General features: G+C 63.8%; 15 protein-coding genes and 2 pseudogenes. 11 read left to right on the plus strand and 6 right to left on the minus strand.

The features are described from left to right. Nucleotides 1-719: 719 nt before the first annotated feature. Nucleotides 720-2,234 carry a hypothetical protein gene (locus A3CW_RS52490; protein ID WP_154678024.1) on the plus strand — a complete coding sequence of 505 codons (1,515 nt, stop codon included), beginning with the start codon at nt 720-722 and terminating at the stop codon, nt 2,232-2,234. A 126-nt stretch (nt 2,235-2,360) separates the two neighbouring features. On the opposite strand, the gene A3CW_RS0124435 is transcribed toward A3CW_RS52490, so the two are convergent. Beyond that, nucleotides 2,361-3,523 (minus strand): IS3 family transposase gene (locus A3CW_RS0124435; protein ID WP_154678027.1). Its coding sequence is split into 2 segments (ribosomal slippage): nt 2,361-3,268 and nt 3,268-3,523, totalling 1,164 coding nucleotides; the frame shifts between segments, so codons are not numbered across the junction. A gap of 453 nt (nt 3,524-3,976) precedes the next feature. Between A3CW_RS0124435 and A3CW_RS47475 the strand changes: the two are divergent. From A3CW_RS47475 to A3CW_RS0124460, 3 genes and pseudogenes are all read left to right on the plus strand, one after another. Continuing rightward, nucleotides 3,977-5,105 (plus strand): annotated as a pseudogene (locus A3CW_RS47475) (IS3 family transposase). Between the two features lie 93 nt (nt 5,106-5,198). Then, on the plus strand, nt 5,199-5,666 hold the full coding sequence (locus tag A3CW_RS0124455; RefSeq protein ID WP_028205907.1) for a hypothetical protein: 468 nt from the start codon (nt 5,199-5,201) through the stop codon (nt 5,664-5,666). Between the two features lie 246 nt (nt 5,667-5,912). Then, entirely contained in the window at nt 5,913-6,359 is a 447-nt protein-coding gene (locus tag A3CW_RS0124460; RefSeq protein ID WP_028205908.1) for a BspC domain-containing protein, read from the plus strand. Nucleotides 6,360-6,463: 104 nt separating this feature from the next. Here the strand turns inward: A3CW_RS0124460 and A3CW_RS0124465 are convergent, their stop codons facing one another. The 3 genes from A3CW_RS0124465 to A3CW_RS0124475 form a co-directional block, all read right to left on the minus strand. Beyond that, complete coding sequence (locus tag A3CW_RS0124465; protein WP_028205909.1) at nt 6,464-7,054, minus strand: YceI family protein; 591 nt, start codon at nt 7,052-7,054, stop codon at nt 6,464-6,466. Nucleotides 7,055-7,108: 54 nt separating this feature from the next. Then, nucleotides 7,109-7,696 (minus strand): YceI family protein, encoded by a 588-nt coding sequence (locus A3CW_RS0124470; protein WP_051481689.1) that lies wholly within the window; start codon nt 7,694-7,696, stop codon nt 7,109-7,111. Nucleotides 7,697-7,757: 61 nt separating this feature from the next. Continuing rightward, nucleotides 7,758-8,321 carry a cytochrome b gene (locus A3CW_RS0124475; protein WP_035513876.1) on the minus strand — a complete coding sequence of 188 codons (564 nt, stop codon included), beginning with the start codon at nt 8,319-8,321 and terminating at the stop codon, nt 7,758-7,760. A 118-nt stretch (nt 8,322-8,439) separates the two neighbouring features. Between A3CW_RS0124475 and A3CW_RS0124480 the strand changes: the two genes are divergently transcribed. After that, nucleotides 8,440-9,369: a LysR family transcriptional regulator gene (locus tag A3CW_RS0124480; RefSeq protein ID WP_028205912.1), complete on the plus strand. Its 930-nt coding sequence runs from the start codon at nt 8,440-8,442 to the stop codon at nt 9,367-9,369. Between the two features lie 274 nt (nt 9,370-9,643). Further along, nucleotides 9,644-10,024, plus strand: coding sequence for a hypothetical protein (locus A3CW_RS47480; protein WP_051481690.1), 381 nt, complete (start codon nt 9,644-9,646; stop codon nt 10,022-10,024). A 14-nt stretch (nt 10,025-10,038) separates the two neighbouring features. On the opposite strand, the pseudogene A3CW_RS50605 reads toward A3CW_RS47480, so the two are convergent. Then, nucleotides 10,039-10,805, minus strand: a pseudogene (locus A3CW_RS50605) (ParB-like protein). Nucleotides 10,806-11,006: 201 nt separating this feature from the next. Between A3CW_RS50605 and A3CW_RS0124495 the strand changes: the two are divergent. Beyond that, nucleotides 11,007-11,822 carry a mechanosensitive ion channel family protein gene (locus A3CW_RS0124495; RefSeq protein ID WP_028205913.1) on the plus strand — a complete coding sequence of 272 codons (816 nt, stop codon included), beginning with the start codon at nt 11,007-11,009 and terminating at the stop codon, nt 11,820-11,822. A 93-nt stretch (nt 11,823-11,915) separates the two neighbouring features. Here A3CW_RS0124495 and A3CW_RS0124500 read toward each other — a convergent pair whose 3' ends face one another. Beyond that, nucleotides 11,916-12,602, minus strand: coding sequence for a DedA family protein (locus A3CW_RS0124500; protein WP_028205914.1), 687 nt, complete (start codon nt 12,600-12,602; stop codon nt 11,916-11,918). 223 nt (nt 12,603-12,825) lie between these two features. Here A3CW_RS0124500 and mutL point away from each other — a divergent pair, with 223 nt between their 5' ends. The 4 genes from mutL to xylB all read left to right on the plus strand — a co-directional run bounded on the left by mutL (nt 12,826) and on the right by xylB (nt 19,215). After that, complete coding sequence (mutL, locus tag A3CW_RS0124505; protein ID WP_051481691.1) at nt 12,826-14,985, plus strand: DNA mismatch repair endonuclease MutL; 2,160 nt, start codon at nt 12,826-12,828, stop codon at nt 14,983-14,985. Next, entirely contained in the window at nt 14,982-15,962 is a 981-nt protein-coding gene (gene miaA / locus A3CW_RS0124510) for a tRNA (adenosine(37)-N6)-dimethylallyltransferase MiaA (RefSeq protein ID WP_028205916.1), read from the plus strand. Before mutL ends, miaA begins: the two co-directional genes overlap by 4 nt. Nucleotides 15,963-16,203: 241 nt before the next feature. Next, a complete protein-coding gene (dalD, locus tag A3CW_RS0124515; RefSeq protein ID WP_028205917.1) occupies nt 16,204-17,610 on the plus strand; it encodes a D-arabinitol 4-dehydrogenase in 1,407 nt (468 codons plus the stop codon). A 123-nt stretch (nt 17,611-17,733) separates the two neighbouring features. Next, nucleotides 17,734-19,215: a xylulokinase gene (xylB, locus tag A3CW_RS0124520; RefSeq protein WP_028205918.1), complete on the plus strand. Its 1,482-nt coding sequence runs from the start codon at nt 17,734-17,736 to the stop codon at nt 19,213-19,215. Nucleotides 19,216-19,220: the final 5 nt, after the last annotated feature.

Below are 19,220 nucleotides of genomic sequence, written 5' to 3' on the forward strand. Positions count from 1 at the left end.
ATCGCGCTCGATGCGGCGTGCCGTACGCACGCTGATGCCAGTCTTGGCGGCCGCGACTTCCTGCGGATGGTGTTTGCGCTTGTTCATGTAGAGACGAACCTGTTGGTCGGTGATGCGGGTTCCAGACATGAGCTGACCGCTTCTTCTTTAAGCTTCGATCAGCCCATCCTAAAGCCCCGCCGACGCAGCGCTGCCGGTGGCTCGTCGTCTCCGGCGGCTACGCCGCCTGCGACTCCTCACCACCGGCCAAAACAATCGTCAACGACCGGCCAACATAATTGTCGCCGCCCAGATATCTGAATTTCCGTAGCAAAGCCGTATTCGGTTCCGCTCGTGATCCGTATACAGACTCCATATCAATCGACGATACTAAATACGTAGAATTGCCGATTACGCTTATTGCGGACAAGCCTTCCGGCAGTCGACTTTCGTTCTCACTGAGCCAACAGTCAAATCTCGATGAAGTGATTGGGTGCATTAAGTCCGGCGGCATAGCTTTTCTGCTAGCACCCTTTGGGGCAGGGAAAAGTATAACGACCCGCCAAATCTTTCTCCGGCTAGCTAATGAGTTTCGAAAAGATTCTCATATGTCGGTCCCGCTTGCGCTTAATTTACGAGAGCACTGGGCTCAGCCCTATGCTGACGAAATGCTCGAGAGACACGCCCGGTCTATTGGTTACTCGCCCCGCGAAGATCTTACAATTGCGTGGCGCTCCGGGATGGCGACCTTACTCCTCGATGGCTTTGATGAAGTTGCCGCACAATCGATCATCCGAAAGGATGACAAGACATTTATGCGTGAGGCTCGTCGTGAGGCGTTAACCGGAGTGCGGGACTTTCTGTCAAAGATTCCCGCTGGAATTGGCGTACTGATTTGCGGCCGTGACCATTATTTTGACGATGAAGGCGAGATTACCTCTGCACTTTCCGTCGGGGCTAAAGTGTGCAAGGCATTCCGACTCGGCGAATTTACGGAAGAAGGTGTCCGCGAGTTCCTAGATAAAAATGGGGTTTCCAAAGAGCTTCCTGATTGGCTACCAAGAAAACCCCTTCTTCTCGGATATTTGATACAAAAAGATCTTATTGGTGAAATTACAAACATCGATGGATCTGCAGGATTTGGTCATGCGTGGGATTCGTTTTTGACGAAAATTACCGAACGCGAGGCAGCCCTAGAATCTGCGACTATGGAGGCGCAAACACTGCGTGCCGTAATGGAGCGGCTTGCATTTTCGGTACGTGGTCGATCGTCCGGAACAGGACCAATTACTGGCGCGGATCTCTCCGACGCTTTTTTTGCTGAGACGGGGCAATCTGCTGGTGAAGGGGTACTAGCTCAATTGCAGCGATTGCCTGGATTGACCCAGCGCGAGCAAGATCCGGGTTCCAGATCGTTCGTGGACGAAGATATGCTCGCGGCACTGCAGGGGAGCGCCTTTTTTAGGTTGATCGCCGAGAATTTTAAAAATAACAATTCGTTGCCGATAGCGGAGTTATCAGCAAAAGCTATTAACATGACCACGCATTTACTAAAACGCGAGGGTTATCAGACATCTACGCTAATTTCAGTCGCACAGTCACTTCACCGTCAGTCGTCGGGCAACATCCAAGATACACAAGCCTTGGCCGATCTTACGTCAATCGTACTTAGCTTGGCGATTCAGGAGGGGCTGCACAACATTGATTTTAGGGGTCTGGAAATTTCGTCGGCAACGCTTGGAAAGGTCAATCTAGAGGATGTACTTGTACAAGGGGTGACCGTTCGTGATTGCTTGATTTCGGAACTGGTCGTCAGTGCAGAGGGTATGACCGGTGGAATAACCTTCCACAATTGCCTTATTGTTCGTGCAGTCGGCATCGCAGATGAAAGAGGGTTGCCCAGGGAGATATTCGTGGACTGCAAGGTCGAAAATTTCGACGATATGGCGACCAATAACGCCGTCTTGCAATCGAACCTGCCAGCACAGATGAAAGCATTGATGACGGTACTTCGCAAACTGTACAAACAAGCGGGCGGTGGGCGAAAGATGGCGTCGCTTTTCCGTGGGATCACCCAGCGCCAAGTTTCTGATTATGTAGAGAGGGTAGTTAAAACGCTGGAGGCCGAAGGATTTATTAGCATTACGAATGAAATTGTCCACCCTGTTCGAAAGCAAGCCGCGCGCGTCGAACAGATTTTGGCCGCGCCATCCTTGAGCGCCGACTCTCTTGTACAGAAAATCCGTGCGCTCTAGCGGTCAGTAGCCTAGCTATTGGTATGCCGTGCGGAAAGAGTGGGCCGGGGCTTAGCTATCCGCCAGGTTGCATGGGATAAGTTTCATGCAATCTGGGCGCGAACAGGTAGCGGGAAACTGTAGTGGTCAACTCACCCCAGACACTGCGCTAAGTCTTTCTTCCGCAACCGCTGGTGCGAGTCCGTCGTTGAACTGATGCGGCCGTATCCAGTTGTACCGGTGCATCAAGTAGTGGCTGATATCGCGGTGTGCTTCCTGCGTCGACATGTAACCCATCGAGGGCAGCCATTCCGTCTTGAAACTACGGAACAGCCTCTCCATCGGAGAATTGTCCCAACAATTTCCACGACGGCTCATGCTCTGCTGTATCCGATAGCGCCACAGGCGTTGACGGAATTTCCGGCTCGCATACTGAGCGCCCTGATCCGAGTGGAACAGCAAACCTTGCGGTCGGCCCCGCTGCTCGTAGGCCATCTCCAGCGCCTGCACGACCAGATCGGCATCCGGGCGCATCGAGAATGCCCAGCCTACAACCCGACGCGTGAACAGGTCGAGCACCACCGCCAGATAATGCCAACGGCCTTGAGCCCAGACGTACGTGATATCGCCACACCAGACCTGATTCGGCGTACCAGCCTCGAATTCACGATTGAGATGGTTCGGGATATCGATCCGCTCGACCGTGGCCTGCTTGTAGGCATGGCGACCCGGCTGCTTGCAGATCAGTCCGAGTTCCTCCATCAAGCGGCTGACCTTGAAGCGACCAATCACCGTACCTTCCTCGCGCATCATGCCCATGATGCTGCGGCTGCCGGCAGAGCTTCGGCTCTCGACGAACAGCTCGTGTACCCGGCTACGCAGTGCCATGCGCTCGGCGTCAACGCGCTGGGCGCGCTCCCGGTACGCATACAGGCAGGATCGCGATACGTCGAATACCGCGCAGATCAGTTCGACCGATTCGCTTGCACCAATCTGATCAATTACTTCGTACGTTCGATGCCTTCCGACATCAAGAGCGCGGTAGCCTTTTTTAAAATGGCCTTCTCACGCTCGAGGCGTTCGATACGCGCCTCGAGTTCCTGAATGCGCTGCTGATCCGGCGTGATTGCCTTGCTCTGCGGCGTGACGCCCTGACGCTCCATTTGAAGCTGGTGCACCCAGCGACGCAGTACCGTCTCGCCGACGCCGACTGAGCGACTCGCCTCCATATGGCTATAACCCTGGTCGAGCACCAGACACGCGGCTTGCTGTTTGAACTCCGGGGAAAACGTACGACGTTGTTTGGTTATCAGACACCTCTTCATGGCGAGCATTCTCGCCTAAATCAGTGTCCGGGGTCATTAGACCACTACACTCCCCGATACGCCATCTGAGTGACAGCGCCTGGAGTCGTCGCGAGTAGCGATGCGAGTTTAAAACGGTTTATTACGGCCTCGGCCGCCATGCGGGAAAAGGCGGCGCGAAAATCATCCTGTGCTCTTGTCATTCGTAACCACCCTCGATCACGTGTAGTAACATGCGCCAACTATATTTCTCGGCCCTAGACTCGTATAGGGCCAGTTTTTGACGCCACGAATGGCAAATATCGGACCGAACCGAGGACGCGTGCTGCGTACTGCATTGAATCGTTTTGCCGCGGTTCTCATTGACGAGGCCCGCACTTTTTCCGGGCTGGCCTGACCTTCCCCCTCAGAAGTATCCCACTGTAAAGTTAGTGGCAAGGCCGCAGGAGAAACCTTGTCATGAAGAAGTCGCGGTTCAGTGAAGAGCAGATTATCGGGGTGCTGAAGGAAGCCGATGCCGGCATGAAGGTCGCAGACCTGTGCCGCAAGCATGGCATATCGGATGCGACGTTCTATAACTGGCGTAGCCGCTACGGCGGCATGGATGTGTCGGACGCGCGACGATTGCGGCAGCTGGAGGAGGAAAACCAGCGACTCAAGCGGCTGGTAGCGGACCAGGCGCTGGACATCCGGGTTCTGAAGGACGTTCTCGGAAAAAAGTGAGTTCGCCCGCGCAGCGCCGGGAAGTCGTGCAGCAGGTGATTGAACAGCACGACTATTCGGAGCGCCGGGCGTGCGCGCTCGTTGGCCTGAATCGCCGGGCGTTCCGGCGGCCGGCGCCACCCGACGCCGACTACGAAGTGCGGCAATGGCTGCGCGAGCTGGCCCAGGAGCGACCGCGGTTTGGCTCGCCTCGCCTGCATGTCCTGCTGCGCCGGGAGGGCCTGGTCCAGAACCACAAGCGCACTGAGCGGCTGTACCGCGCAGAAGGCCTGTCGCTTCGCCTGAAACGGCGAAAGAAGCGCCCGAGTCATCTGCGCGTGGTAATGCCGATGCCCAACGGCGCAGACGAAAGCTGGGCGATGGACTTTGTTGCTGACACGCTGGTGCGTGGCCGACGCATTCCCATGTTGACCATCATCGACGCGTGGAATCGAGAGTGCCCGCACATCGAGGTTGACTTCTCGCTGACGGGAGTTCGGGTCGCGCGCGTTCTGGAGCAGCTACGTCAGCGGGGCCGGCGGCCCAATCTGATTCAGGTCGACAACGGGCCGGAGTTTGTCAGCAAGGCGCTCGATGCATGGGCACACGAACTTGGCGTCAAGCTGCAGTTCATCCGTCCAGGCAAGCCGGTGGAAAACGCGCACATCGAGAGCTTCAACAGCCGGCTGCGCGAAGAATGTTTGAACAGCATGCGTTCGTCAGTCTTGACGATGCACGCAAGCGAATCGAAGCGTGGCGAACGGACTACAACTCCGTGCGCCCGCATAGTGCCCTGGGGCAACTGGCGCCGGACCAATTCCGGCAACTGCATCAACCGAAAAACGGCGAGCCCGCTAACTTACGAATGGTGTACTCGGCGGGGTAAGGTCAGGCCTACTCGGAACTGGATGAGGCTCTTGGCCTTGAGTATGGGCAGCCCTATCAGTATTCCCTATATCCACGCACCAGGAAGACAAGAGTGCCACAAGCCGCATCTATCCAACAACTCGAAAACAGGGTTGCGAAGTTACTGAAGCGATGCCCGCACCGACTCGTCATCCAGAACAACAAGGCGGCAGCTCTGAGGCAAGACGAGATCATGGGTGCGCCGAGCGATCCCATAGACTTCGACTACCTCGCTTGGTCGGATCTCCAGATCGCATACGAACACGATTGGCCGACCTTCCGTCGCCTCAAGGGGCACCCGGAAACGATGAATCACTACCTTTGGCATTGGGGCATCTTGTGGGATAAGGGACTTGTTCCATACCCTTGGTCAAGGGAGCTTTTCGGCGTGCCTGCGGACATGCCGGTGGAAGATTTTTTGCCGGCGTTGACTAAGGCACACATCATCATCAGACGAGACATGGCTGCCGGAATTTTGCCGGAATACCCCAGTTACCGAGAGATACTTGCAATCGCCCGCAGTTACGGTTTTCCTTGTTAAATCAAGTGATTGCCTGTAACCTGAAAGCCGCTTGGTTTGGCTTTTAATCCGTTGGTCACAGGTTCGAATCCCGTACGGCCTACCAAAGCATCAAACAAAAAGCCCAGTCTTCGGACTGGGCTTTTTGCTTTGCAGCGTACGGCGCAAGCTCAAGCGACTTGAGAGGCTCGGCGCGCGAGCATGCGTCCAGCATGTATACTCCCTCCTCCCCCGCCGTCCCATCCCCGCTGCACAGGCCACGTCATCATGAAGTTCACGACCCTTGCCTGCGCCCTGCTCGCGCTTTTCTGGCTCAGTCTGCGCGTTCAGGCGCAAATCCAACCGCAACCCGAAGACTACGCATACCTGCGCCGCATTCGCGTGCCGGACGCCGTCGTCAATTGCGTTGCCGCGCTCGACCAGTGGGTGCACAAGGCGCAGCGCTACGATTCGCTGCTCGTGCCCGATCGGCGCGCGCTCTCGGCGACGATCGAGCAACCCGCGCCCGTCAACGCCACGCCCATGCCCGCCGCAAGCGAGGCGCTTACGCCTGTCCCGTCCATCGACACGCTCATCCACCTGCACGCCTTCGCCAAGGTCCGCGGCAAGTACGCCTGGGTTCCCGTGAAGGCCACGTGCGGTATCTGGCATTCGCACGTTGTCGATGTCGCGCTGTCGCCGCGCGGCACGCACGCAACGTCGCCTATCCACTGACGACATTTCGTCGTCCTTATCGCTGCCGGCAACAAAAAAGCCCGCGCGCCAGACAGCGCACGGGCTTCGCATCGAGCGACGCGCGGCCCATGCCGCGCGCAAACTCAGTCTGCCTTGACGCCTTCCACCTGGATCTGCAGCGTCGTAGCCGTCTTGAAACCATACGACTGGCCCCAGTTCACGCCGTAGTCCGCGCGGTCGAATTGCGCCGACGCGTCCGCGCCGCACACTTCACGCTTGAGCATCGGGTTCTGGAAGCACTTGAACGAGTCGATCTTCAGGTTCAGCGGCTTGGTCACGCCATGCAGCGTGAACGTGCCGATCACTTCCACGGGCTTGTCGCCGTCGAAGCGGATCGACGTGCCCTTGTAGGTGGCCGTCGGGTACTTCGCGGTGTCGAGGAATTCGGCCGAGCTCACGTGCTTGTCGAGCTTCGCGTTGCCGGTATCGATCGACGATGCGTCGATCGTCACGTCCACCGTGCCCGTCTTCGCCTCGCGGTCGAGCGTGACCGTGCCCGCGCTCTTCGTGAACTTGCCGCGCCATACCGAGACGCCGCCGAAGTGATCGGCTTCGAAGCTCGGATACGTGTGCATCGGGTCGAGGTTGTAGGTCGTGGCGGCCGCGAGCGCCGGCGTGGCGACGAAGGCTGCGAGCGAGGCGGCAACGGCCGCGGCGAAAATCGTGGTCTTCATGAATCGTTTCCTGGTGCGGGAGAAACTGGGTGAGAAAGCGATGCCGTACGCGCGTCAGTGCGCGGCGGACACGATGTGAAACTTGATCTGCACGTCGTCGGCGACGATCGAGGTGTCCTTCCACTCGCCCGAGCCGATGCCGTACGCGAGGCGCTTGATGGGCAGCGTGCCGTCGAACACCTGGTTGGCGCCGTCCTTGCGGTACTGCACCGGCACGACGACGTCGGTCGTCTTGCCCTTGATGGTCAGCTTGCCGGCCACCGTGAACGCGCCGTTCGCGCCGGACTTGATCTGCGTGGAGACGAAGGTCGCGTGCGGGAAATGCGAGGCGTCGAACCACTCGTCGCCGGCGACTTCCTTGTTGTATTCCGGCGCGCCGAGGTCGAAGCTCGCCACCTCGACGTCGAGCTTCGCGCTCGATGCCGCGACGTTCGCCGGATCGAAGCGCACGTCGGCGGTGAAGTGGTTGAAGCGGCCTTCGACCGGCACGTTCATCTGCTTGAACACGGCGCTCACGGAGTTCTTCGCGGCTTCGGCCGCGGCGTTGGCGTTCGTGGCGAAGGTCGTGGTAAAAGCCGCGCCGGCGGCGAGCGCCGCGCCGAGCGCGACGACGGAAGCGGTATGGGCAAGACGCTGGATCATGGGCAGTCGGTCCAAGGTGGGAGGCATCGGGAAATGGAGACGGCGCTTGCGCGCCGCGAAGTCAGTCGCGCGGCGTGCCGAACGGCAGCATGCGCGCGAGGATGTTCTGTCGGTCGATCAACTGGTGCTTGATGACGGCCAGCACGTGCAGCACGACCACGGTGAGCAAGGTGTAGTTCAGCGAGATATGCACGACGCGCAGCACGCCCTTGAGCGCGGTGTCGGGGCCGATCAGCACGGGCATCGGCCAGATGCCGAGGTACACGACCTGGATGCCGGCCGCCGAGCTATAGAGGTAGCCCGTCACCGGAATCGCGACCATGAGCACGTAAAGCGCGGTGTGGCCCAGGTGCGCGGCGAGCCGTTCCCAGCCATGCATGGAGCCGGGCAGCGCGGGCGCGGTGTGCGTGAGGCGCCAGAGAATGCGCACGAGCACGAGCGCGAGCACGGTCACGCCAATCCACTTGTGCCACGAAAAGTAGCGCAGTTTGGTGGGCGTGATGCCGGGAATGTCGGTCATGACCCAGCCGAGCGCAAAGCCCCAGACGATCAGCGCGGCGATCAGCCAGTGCAGCAGCATGGCGACGCCGTTATAGCGGCCGGCGGGCTTGACGTTAGGGTTCATCGGCATACGACTCCATTATTCGAGGTGTGCACTTTACCCGGCCAAACCTATTCAAACAATCGTCTAAAATGGATGGTTATCATCCACTTTTTCGATAGATCGAAAAGGACCGTACCTCGTGGACCGCACCTCGGACCGCTCCCCTAGCCTCGAGCAGCTGCGCGCGCTGATCGCCGTCGCCGAAACCGGCAGCTTCTCGGCGGCGGCGCGCCAGCTCGACCGCGCGCAGTCGGTGGTCAGCTATACGATCGCCAATCTCGAGGCGCTGCTGGGCGTCGCGCTGTTCGAGCGCGGCAAGCGCAAGCCGGAACTCACGGCCGCGGGCCGCGCGATCCTCGCCGACGCGCGCCGCCTCGATCTGCTCATGGGTCAGCTTAACGCCAAGGCGGCCGGCCTGCAGAGGGGGCTCGAGGGCGAAGTTTCGCTGGCCGTGGACGTGATGTTTCCCTCGCAGCGCCTGGTCGAAGCGCTGCAGGCGTTCGCGTTCACGTTTCCCACCGTCGCGCTGAATCTCACCATGGAAGCGCTCGGCGGCGTGCTCAAGCTCGTGCTCGACGGCGACTGCGCGGTGGGGATCAGCGGGCCGAACCACAACTGGCCGCACGTGATCGAGGCCCAGTCCATCGGCACCGTGGAACTCGTGCTCGTGGCCGCCCCCTGCCATCCGCTCGCCAAGGCGGAGCACCCGGTGCGCATTTCGGATGCGCGCGAGCACACGCAGTTGGTGCTCACCGATCGCAGCCGCCTCACCGAAGGCCAGAACTTCGGCGTATACAGCAATCGCGCGTGGAAGCTCGGCGACCTCGGCGCCAAGCACCGGCTGCTGCTCGCGGGCCTCGGCTGGGGGTCGATGCCGACGCACCTCGTGGAAGCCGATCTCGAAGCCGGGCGGCTCGTGCGCGTCGCGCTCGCGGACCGGCGCTCGGTGAGCTACAACATCTCGCTGATCCATCGCACCGACGCGGCGCGCGGCCCCGCCAGCGAGTGGCTCTGCCACTACCTCACGCAAGGCACGCCGCCGCAAGCGCCGTTGCCCGACGCCCGCTGAAACAACGCGCGAGCGATGCGCCTGCGAGTTGTACGAACGCAACCCCGCGCACGCCTGACAATCCTTAACAAACCCACGCAAGCCGCGTCACGCCGGGCTCACGCGGCAACCGACGCCGACCTCGCGCCATCGGCCTCCGTACGCCCGCATTTATCGAGATGGACCTCCATGCCAGGATCGCGCCACCGCTCGCCGGGAGTGCGGCATGCGCAAAAGCCGCACGCCCCGAATACCCAGCGCGAGCTTTGTGTCACGCGCCCGGTCACTTCGCATCATGGTCAACTTCATCTGCTTTCTGCTCTGGAATCTCGCCCTGCTCTTCGCCGTGCGCGTGGGTTGCTGGCTCATTGGCTGCGCGCGGCCCGATCTCACGCTCAATGGCGCGCATATTTTCATCGGCTTGATGGCGACTGCGCTCGCGTTCGACACGGCGCTCACCTTCCTCGTGTTCGCCGAGGCCGGTGGGCCATGGCAAGCGCACAATCCCGGCGAGACTTACGCTGTGCGCGCCTTCGCCTACGCGCTCGCGGCGTTGATGGCGCTGCTCATCGCCTGGCATGCGCGCCGGCAGGCGTCCCGCAAGGCGCACAATGGACCGCCAGGTGCGCAGGAAATCGAGACGTCTCGCTACAGCAAATCGACGCTGCCGATGTAAGGCGCACGCCGGCTTTAGCCGTTCTTCGCCTTGGCAGGCTTGTCCGCCTTCTCCCCTTTGACCGGTATCACCGCCGGCGCTGGCGCCGCGGCAGGCACCACGCCCGACCAGCCCGGCAGATAACGCGCGTCGGCATCGTGTGCGTGCGATAGCGCGTCGGCGAGCGCCGCGTCGAAATCCTTGCGCAAACGCGTTTCGGATACCTTGCGACGAAGATAGTCGGCCCACAGGAATTCGCTGAACGGCGTCGTGTCCTTCGCGTAGCCTCCTGACGTGCGCAACTCGCCCGCGAGGCTGCGATACGGATCGTCGGCAAGGCCGAGCAGCTGCTTCGGCAACTGGTCGAATTCGCAGCGCTCGCCTGCGGCATCGAACGGATGCACCCACTGGTTGTGCTCCATCATGCGCCAGAAGATGGTGGGCTCGAGCCACGAGAGATCCTTGAGCACGGTCACCCGCACGCTCTCCACCGATTCTTCGAGCCACGCGCGGCCAAGGTGGTGATGATCGACCACGTAGTAGCGCGACTTCGGCCCGAGCACGGCGGAAACCAGTGCGAGTCGATGGCCGCCGCGCGGCCTTTCTTGTCGAGCACCTGCCAGTGCGCGCGCTTGGCGTTCACCTCCCGAAAGCCCACCGTGATCTGCGTGGGACGCAGCTCGTCGAGCTTCACGGTGATGAGATGGAGATCGGTGTTGGGAAGGTTCATGGCGGGCCTCCTGTTTAGTGTCGATTGGTGTCGGGGTCGATCGCGCAACGATACAGCCGAACGGCCATGCATGCGGCATCAATCGAACGCGTACCGCGCGCTCCGTGCGCAGGGTCAACCCTGAGACCGCCGGGCACGTTGGATGCACGCTTTCGCCGCTTCGCCTATAAATGCGCTAAGGGACAGACGGCGCGAACCACGGCGCCCGTCATGCTCCCGCCGATGTCAGTTGCACGTCTTCCAGGCTCAACCAACGACACAAGCGAGGGCATTTTGGATCTCGAAACCATCCGCGTATTCATCATGACCCGGGGCATCGACTTCGGGACCAAGGTCGTGGCGGCGATCGTCCTGTGGGTCATCGGACGCTGGGCCATCAGCCTCGTCGCCGGTTTGCTGCGCAAGGTGCTCGCGCGCAACGAGCGCATCGATCCCACGCTCGCGCATTACCTCAGTTCGATCCTCGCCGCCGTGTTGAACCTGCTGCTGGTCCTCGCGATCCTGCAGGTGTTCGGCGTGCAGACCACCTCGTTCGCGGCGCTTCTCGCCGGTCTTGGCCTCGCCATCGGGACGGCGTGGGGCGGCCTGCTCGCGCATTTCGCGGCGGGCGTGTTCATGCAGGTGCTGCGGCCGTTCAAGGTGGGCGACTTCGTGACGGCCGGGGGCGTGACGGGCACCGTCAAGGAACTCGGCATCTTCGGCACGACCATCATCTCGCCGGACAACGTGGTCAACATCATCGGCAACAACAAGATCTTCTCGGACACCATCTCGAACTACAGCGCGACGCCCGTGCGCCGCGTCGAGCTGACCGCGAAGATCGCCAACGGCGTCGATCCCGTCGATGCCGCCAACCGCCTGCGCGCGGCCATCGCGAAAATTCCGAACGTTTCGCCGGAGCCGCCGCCCGACGTCGAGATTCTCTCGTTCACACCCGAAGGCCCGCTACTGGCCGTGCGGCCCTACACCAACAACGACACCTACTGGCAGGTGTACTTCGACACCAACCGCGCGATTGTCGAGACCTTCAAGGGCGCGGGCTATCCGACGCCCGAAACGCCTTCGATCATTCGCCGCGTGGGCTCCTAGCGCGGCGTTCAACGCACTCGCCAAAACAAAACGGCATCGCCTTCGCAGGCGATGCCGTTTTTCATTGCGTTGCGGCCTGACGATGCCGGGCGCTCAACCGCCGTTGGGCTTGCGCACAGCGCCGCCGCGCGAGTCCTTGCGCAGCATCTTCCACACGCCGCCGATCAGGATCGGCACGATCGCCGCGCCGATGCCGACGAGCACGATCACGTTGAGGTACTGGCGAATGAACGGAATGTTGCCGAAGAAGTAGCCGAGCAGCACGAGCAGCAACACCCAGAACAGCGCGCCCGTGATTGTGAAGAGCTGAAAGCGTCGCATTGGCATTTGCGAAACGCCCGCCACGAACGGTGCAAACGTACGCACGACAGGAATGAAGCGCGCGAGCACGATGGTCTTGCCGCCGTGGCGCTCGTAGAATTCGTGCGTTTTCTGCAGCGCGGTGCGATCGAGGAAGCGTTCGAGCACGGGAATGTGCGTATTGAACACCTTCGGCCCAATGGCGCGCCCAATCAAATAGTTGACCGTATTGCCGAGAACCGCCGCCACGAGCAGCAGCACGATCAGCAGGCCGAGATTCATTTCATGCGTAGCGGCAAACGCGCCGCCGATGAAGAGCAACGAGTCGCCGGGTAGAAACGGCAGCACCACGAGCCCGGTTTCGCAGAACACGATCAGGAACAGCACCGCGTAGACCCAGCCGCCGTATTGCTGGATGAAGACACCGAGAAACTTGTCGATGTGCAAGACAAGATTGACGAACTGCAGGAGCGTATCCAAAAGTGTCCCTTATTGAGCGTGGGCCGCGCGCCTGAAAAAGCGCGTTCGCCCTGTGTTGCGCGAGAAGCCAAATTGACCGCGCCATGATACCGAAAGTGCCCGCGCGCCACGAAAATATCCCGTCAATTTCGGTGAATTTGCGCACAAAGCGCTGCTACATGAAGGTTTCGCGGGCGCTGAAGCGCGTCGGGTCCGGTCGCGCCGACTCGCTATAATTGCGCGCATGTCTTCGAATTCCGAACCCACCGGCGCCGTGCCGGATTCCGCCGGCGCTGCCGATACTGCCGGCACTCCAAGCGCGACCAGCGCCGAAGTCGCGTCGCGCGCCGCGCAGCCCGCCCGCGCGATCCAGGCGCTGCCCGATCAGCTCATCAGCCAGATCGCCGCGGGTGAAGTGGTCGAGCGGCCCGCCTCCGTCGTCAAGGAACTGCTCGAAAACGCGCTCGATGCGGGCGCGAGCACGCTGCGCATCCTGCTCGACGAGGGCGGCGTGAAGCGCATCTCCATCGCCGACGACGGCTGCGGCATTCCCGAAGCCGAACTCCCGCTCGCGCTCATGCGCCACGCCACCAGCAAGATCCGCTCGCTCGCTGAACTGGAGAGCGTCGCGACGCTCGGGTTCCGGGGCGAAGCGCTGGCGTCGATCGCTTCGGTGGCCGAGATGTCGATCACGAGCCGCAGCGCCGACGCGCCGCACGCCGTGAAAATCGAGGGGCACACCGGCGCAATCTCGCCGGCTGCGGGCGGCCAGGGCACGACCATCGAAGTGCGCGAGCTGTACTTCAACACGCCCGCGCGCCGCAAGTTCCTGAAGAGCGAGCAGACCGAACTGGGCCATTGCCTCGAGATGATCCGCCGCAGCGCGCTCGCGCGCCCGGACGTGGCGATCTCGGTGCTGCACAACGGCCGCGCGGTCGAGCACTGGAACGCGAGCGATCCGGCCACGCGCGTCTCGAAGATCCTCGGCGAAGTGTTCGCCACGGCACATCTGCCGCTCGACGAGCGCGCCGGGCCGCTCGCCGTGTACGGTTGTGCGGGCCTGCCTACGGCGAGCCGCAACCGCGCCGACCAGCAGTATTTCTTCGTGAACGGCCGCTTCGTGCGCGACAAGCTGCTCACCCACGCGGTGCGCTCGGCTTATGAGGACGTGCTGCACGGCGAGCGCTATCCGTCGTACGTGCTGTTCCTCGACCTGCCGCCCGAAGCCGTCGACGTGAACGTGCACCCCTCGAAGATCGAAGTGCGTTTCCGCGATTCGCGCTCGATTCACCAGTTCGTGTTCCATGCCGTGCAGCGCGCGCTCGCGCGCCACGCGGGCGCCTCGCCCGAGACGACCTCGGGCGGCCATGCCGCCGCGCTCATCGAGCCGCGGGCGTTGCCGGGCGCCGGGGTGCTGGGCGCCTCGGTCGGGCTGGCTTCGGGCGTCGCCGACTCCCAGCGCGCAGGTGCAGCGCCCGGCGCGGCGGGCGGCTTCGGCGCGGACGGCAAGTTCGGCACCGCGAGCGTGGCGAGCAGCTTCGGCGGCGGCGCGGGTGGCCTGCCTTCGCGCGCGTCGGGTTTCGGCCAGCCAGGCGGCGGCGGTGCAGGCGCGAACAGCAGCAACACCTGGCTGCGCCAGTCGCGCATGACGCAAGGCAGCCTGCCTGTCGCGCAGCCGCTCGCGCTTTATGACGCGTTGTTCGGCCGCAAGGATGCCGGCGCCGGCACGGCGCAAGGTTCGACCGTGCCGCAGGCGCAAGACGGCGCAGCCGGTGCATTCACCGCCGGCGCGCCGCACGCCGCCTTCGAAGCCGGCGAGGACCACCCGCTCGGCTTCGCGCTCGGCCAGGTCCACGGCATCTACGTGCTCGCGCAGAACGCGCGCGGCCTCGTGATCGTCGACATGCACGCCGGGCACGAGCGCATCCTGTACGAGCAGTTCAAGCAGGCTCTCGCCGAACGCTCGCTCGCCGTGCAGCCCTTGCTGATCCCGATCTCGATGACGGCCGATCCCGTCGAAACCGGCACCGTCGAGGAAGAAAAGGCCACGCTCGAAGCGCTGGGCTTCGATCTCGCCGTGCTCTCGCCCACCTCGATCGCGATCCGCGCAGTGCCCGCGCTCCTCAAGGACGCCGATCTCCAGGCACTGGCGCGCGCCGTGCTCGCCGATCTGCACGCGTACGGCGGCTCGCGCGTGCTCACCGAGCGCCAGCACGAGATGCTCGGCACGCTCGCCTGCCATCACGCAGTGCGCGCGAACCGGCGTCTCACGCTCGACGAAATGAACGCGCTCCTGCGCCAGATGGAAGCCACCGAGCGCGCCGACCAGTGCAACCACGGCCGGCCGACCTGGTACCAGCTCACGCTCGCCGATCTCGATCGGCTCTTCATGCGCGGTCAATGACGCAGTCCACGAAACAAGAAAGCGGCGCGTTGCCGGTTGCCTGTCTGCTCGGCCCCACGGCCTCGGGCAAGACGGCGGCCGCGCTCGCGTATGCCGCGCAGTCGGCGGCGCGCGGGCGCACGGTGGAGATCGTGAGCGTCGATTCGGCGCTCGTGTATCGCGAGATGGACATCGGCACCGCGAAGCCGAGCGCCGCGGAGCGTGCCGCCGCCGCGCATCATCTGATCGATATCGTCGATCCTCTGGATGCCTATTCGGCCGCCGACTTTCGCGCCGACGCACTGCGCGTGACGGGCGAGATCGTCGCGCGCGGGAACATGCCGCTGCTCGTGGGCGGGACGATGCTCTACTTCAAGGCGCTCACGCAAGGCCTGAACGACCTGCCCTCGGCCGATCCGGCCGTGCGCGCGCAACTCGACGCCGAAGCCGCGCGCGACGGCTGGCCCGCCATGCATGCCCGCCTCGCGGAGGTCGATCCCGCCACGGCTGCACGCCTCGCCCCGAACGACTCGCAGCGTATCCAGCGGGCGCTCGAAATCTTCATGCTGAGCGGGCAGCCGATGTCGGTGCTGCTCGCCACGCCGTCCACGCGCGAGGATGAAGCCGCGCGCTACCGCTTCGTTCCCGTCGCGCTCGAGCCGTCCGATCGCGGCGTGCTGCACGCGCGCATCGAAGCGCGCTTCGACGCGATGCTCGCGGGCGGCCTCATCGACGAGGTGAAGGCGCTGCGCGCGCGCGGCGACCTGAACCCCAACCTGCCCTCAATGCGCTGCGTGGGTTATCGCCAGGTTTGGGAGTACCTCGATGGCGAGGTCGATTACGACACGATGCGCGACAAGGGCGTGTTCGCCACCCGCCAGCTCTGCAAGCGCCAGCTCACTTGGCTGCGCGCGATGCCGGAGCGCATCGTCGTGGATTGCTGCGCGCAGGATGCGACCGATCAGGCCGTCGCGGCGGTAGCGCAGATCGGCGGCTGAGGCCGCCGCCCCCTTTCCCCGCTTTCTCCTTCCCGGCGCTTTGTGCGCCACAACATCCCCGCTCAGCCCGCGGGTGGTGCACGTCCGTGCGCCGCATGCGCGCGCTCCCCCGCCGCAGCGCGCCACCGAAATCCGCCCTCGCCCGCTTGACTTTCGACCGACCGGATACGATCATTCGTTCATCACTAGAGCAATTGCTCAGGCTTGAGCCGATCGGCCGCTTTGAGTAAGGAGACACCGAATGAACACCGAACGCAGCAATGCGAACGTGATCCTGCACATCGGCGCCGGGTCGTTTCACCGGGCGCATCAGGCGTGGTACCTGCATCGCGTGAACCTCACGCGCAAGCCCGACGAGGCCGCATGGTCGCTCAGCGTCGGCAACATCCGCTCCGACATGAACGCCGTGATGGACGCGCTGGCCGCGCAGAACGGCGCCTACACGCTCGAAACGGTCACGCCGCAGGGCGAGCGCGCTTACGAGACGATCCGCTCGATCACGCGCGTACTGCCTTGGTCCGCCGATCTCGCGAGCCTGATCGACGCAGGCGCCGACGCGAACTGCAAGATCATCGCGTTCACGGTGACCGAAGGCGGCTATTACCTCGACGAGCACGACCGCCTCGACACCGCGAACCCCGACCTCGACACCGATCTCAAGGGCGGCCGCACGACGATTTACGGCGCGCTCGCCGCGATCCTCGAAGCGCGCATGGCGCGCGACGGCGGCCCCGTCACGCTGCAAACCTGCGACAACCTGCGCAGCAACGGCAAGCGCTTTCATGCGGGCATGCGCGAGTTCCTCGCCCTGCGCGGCGCAACGGATCTGCGCGCCTGGTTCGACGCGAACACGGCGTGCCCCGACTCCATGGTCGACCGCATCACGCCGCGCCCCACGCCCGACGTGCGCGAGCGCGTGAAAGCGGCGACCGGCGTGGACGACGCCTGCCCGGTGATGGGCGAGGCGTTCATCCAGTGGGTGATCGAGGATCACTTCTGCGCGGGGCGGCCCGCCTGGGAGCGAGCCGGCGCGGAGATGGTCGAATCGGTGATGCCCTACGAGGAAGCGAAGATCCGCATCCTCAACGCCACGCACAGCTGCATTGCGTGGGCGGGCACACTCGTCGGGCTCGACTTCATCCACGAAGGCACCCACGACGCCGACATCCGCACCTTCGCGCGCGAGTACGTGAGCGAGGACGTGATTCCCTGTCTCACGCCCAGCCCGCTCGATCTCGCGAAGTATCGCGACGTTGTGCTCGAACGCTTCAGCAATCCGTACATCCAGGACACGAACCAGCGCGTGGCCGCCGACGGCTACTCGAAGATCCCCGGCTTCATCGCGCCCACGCTCGCGCAACGCATCGCCGGGGGCGCAACACCTGCCGCCACGGCCATGCTGCCCGCGCTCTTCCTGCGCTTTCTGGAACGCTGGCACAAGGGCACGCTGCCCTACCGCTACCAGGACGGCGTGATGGACGAAGCGGCCGTGCACCGCATGTTCGATAGCGGCGACCCCGTCTCGACGTTTCTCGGCGACAAGCTGCTGTGGGGCGGCCTCGCCGGCAACCCGACACTGGGCGGCGCGGTGCGCGGCGCGCTCACGCGCGTCGACGCGTGGCTCGCCTCGCGCGGCTGCAGCGTTTGAAGCAACACCACGGCCTGATCCGCAACACCCGCGCCACGCGCGCCCTCCGGGTCGGAGCGCATGGCGTCGCGCCCGGCGCGCGGCTAAAGTAGCGCAACTCCTCAACACGACTTCAGCGCGCCTATGTATCTCGGCATCGACCTCGGCACCTCCGAAGTGAAAGTCCTGCTGCTCGCGCCCGACGGCCGCGTGATCGGCACTGCCGGCACGCCCTTCGTCGTCTCGCGCCCCCACCCCCGCTGGTCCGAGCAGAATCCCGCCGACTGGTGGGACGGCACGCGCCGCGCGCTCGCCGCGCTGCGCGAGGCGCATCCGCACGATTTCGCGCAGGTGCGCGGCATCGGCCTTTCCGGGCAGATGCACGGCGCCGTGCTGCTCGACGCGCACGACAACGTGCTGCGTCCCGCCATCCTCTGGAACGACATGCGCGCGGTGGACGAATGCGCCGAGCTGACCGCGCGCGCGCCGCAGTTGCATCGCATCGCGGGCAATCTCGCCATGCCGGGCTTCACTGCGCCCAAGCTGCTGTGGGTCGCGCGCCACGAGCCGCAGATCTTTCGCGAGACGGCCTGTGTGCTGCTGCCGAAGGACTATCTGCGCCTGCAACTCACCGGCGGCAAGGTCTCCGATCCGTCCGATGCCGCGGGTACGCTCTGGCTCGACGTGGCCAAACGCGACTGGTCCGACGCGCTGCTCGACGCCTGCAACATGACGCGCGCGCAAATGCCCGCGCTCGCCGAAGGCAGCGCGCCCTCCGGTACGCTCCTGCCCGCGCTCGCGCGCGAATTCGGTCTGCGCGAGGACGTGGTCGTGGCGGCGGGCGGCGGCGACAACGCGACGAGCGCCATCGGTATCGGCGCCACGCAGCCCGGCGACGGCTTCGTCTCGCTCGGCACCTCGGGCGTGCTTTGCGTGGTGGGCGACCGTTTCCGGCCGAATCCCGCTTCCGCCGTGCATGCGTTCTGCCACGCGATTCCGGACCGCTGGCACCAGATGAGCGTCGTGCTTTCGGCGGCAAGCTGCCTGCGCTGGGTCTGCAAGCTCACGGGCACGAACGAACCCACGCTGCTCGCCGAAGTCGAGCAGCTCAGTGCGCCAACCCTCGCCGAAGCCCCGCTCTTCCTGCCGTATCTCTCGGGCGAACGCACGCCGCACAACGACCCGTATGCGCAGGGCGTGTTCTTCGGCATGACGCACGCGACCGACCGCGCGCTGCTCGGCTACGCCGTGCTCGAAGGCGTGACCCTCGCGCTCACCGACGGACTCGACGCGCTCGCGGCCGCCGGCACCGAAGTGGGCGCGCTGTCGATGCTGGGCGGCGGCGCGCGCAGCGGCTACTGGGCGCAGCTGGTTGCGGACGCATTCAACACGCCCACGCGCCAGCACGGCGGCGGCGAGACGGGCGCGGCGCTCGGCGCGGCGCGCCTTGGCTGGCTCGCGGCGGGCGGCGACGCGCGCGACGTGCTGACCAAGCCGCCCGTGGTGGCCGAGTACACGCCAAATGCGGCGCGCCACGCGGCGCTGCGCGAGCGGCTCACCGCCTACCGCGCGTTGTACCGCCACGTGCGCCCGCTCTTCGAGCCCTCGCGCGAGCGCCTCGCGTAACGCGT

Origin of the sequence: Paraburkholderia nodosa DSM 21604, assembly GCF_000519185.1 — a bacterium.
Classification (GTDB): domain Bacteria; phylum Pseudomonadota; class Gammaproteobacteria; order Burkholderiales; family Burkholderiaceae; genus Paraburkholderia; species Paraburkholderia nodosa.

Coding starts and splice junctions, on each gene's coding strand:
- A3CW_RS52490 (WP_154678024.1), top strand. CDS start 720: ATGGCGACCTTACTCCTCGATGGCTTTGATGAAGTTGCCGCACAATCG.
- A3CW_RS0124460 (WP_028205908.1), top strand. CDS start 5,913: ATGAAGTTCACGACCCTTGCCTGCGCCCTGCTCGCGCTTTTCTGGCTC.
- A3CW_RS0124465 (WP_028205909.1), bottom strand. CDS start 7,054: ATGAAGACCACGATTTTCGCCGCGGCCGTTGCCGCCTCGCTCGCAGCC.
- A3CW_RS0124470 (WP_051481689.1), bottom strand. CDS start 7,696: ATGATCCAGCGTCTTGCCCATACCGCTTCCGTCGTCGCGCTCGGCGCG.
- A3CW_RS0124475 (WP_035513876.1), bottom strand. CDS start 8,321: ATGAACCCTAACGTCAAGCCCGCCGGCCGCTATAACGGCGTCGCCATG.
- A3CW_RS47480 (WP_051481690.1), top strand. CDS start 9,644: ATGGTCAACTTCATCTGCTTTCTGCTCTGGAATCTCGCCCTGCTCTTC.
- mutL (WP_051481691.1), top strand. CDS start 12,826: ATGTCTTCGAATTCCGAACCCACCGGCGCCGTGCCGGATTCCGCCGGC.
- miaA (WP_028205916.1), top strand. CDS start 14,982: ATGACGCAGTCCACGAAACAAGAAAGCGGCGCGTTGCCGGTTGCCTGT.
- dalD (WP_028205917.1), top strand. CDS start 16,204: ATGAACACCGAACGCAGCAATGCGAACGTGATCCTGCACATCGGCGCC.
- xylB (WP_028205918.1), top strand. CDS start 17,734: ATGTATCTCGGCATCGACCTCGGCACCTCCGAAGTGAAAGTCCTGCTG.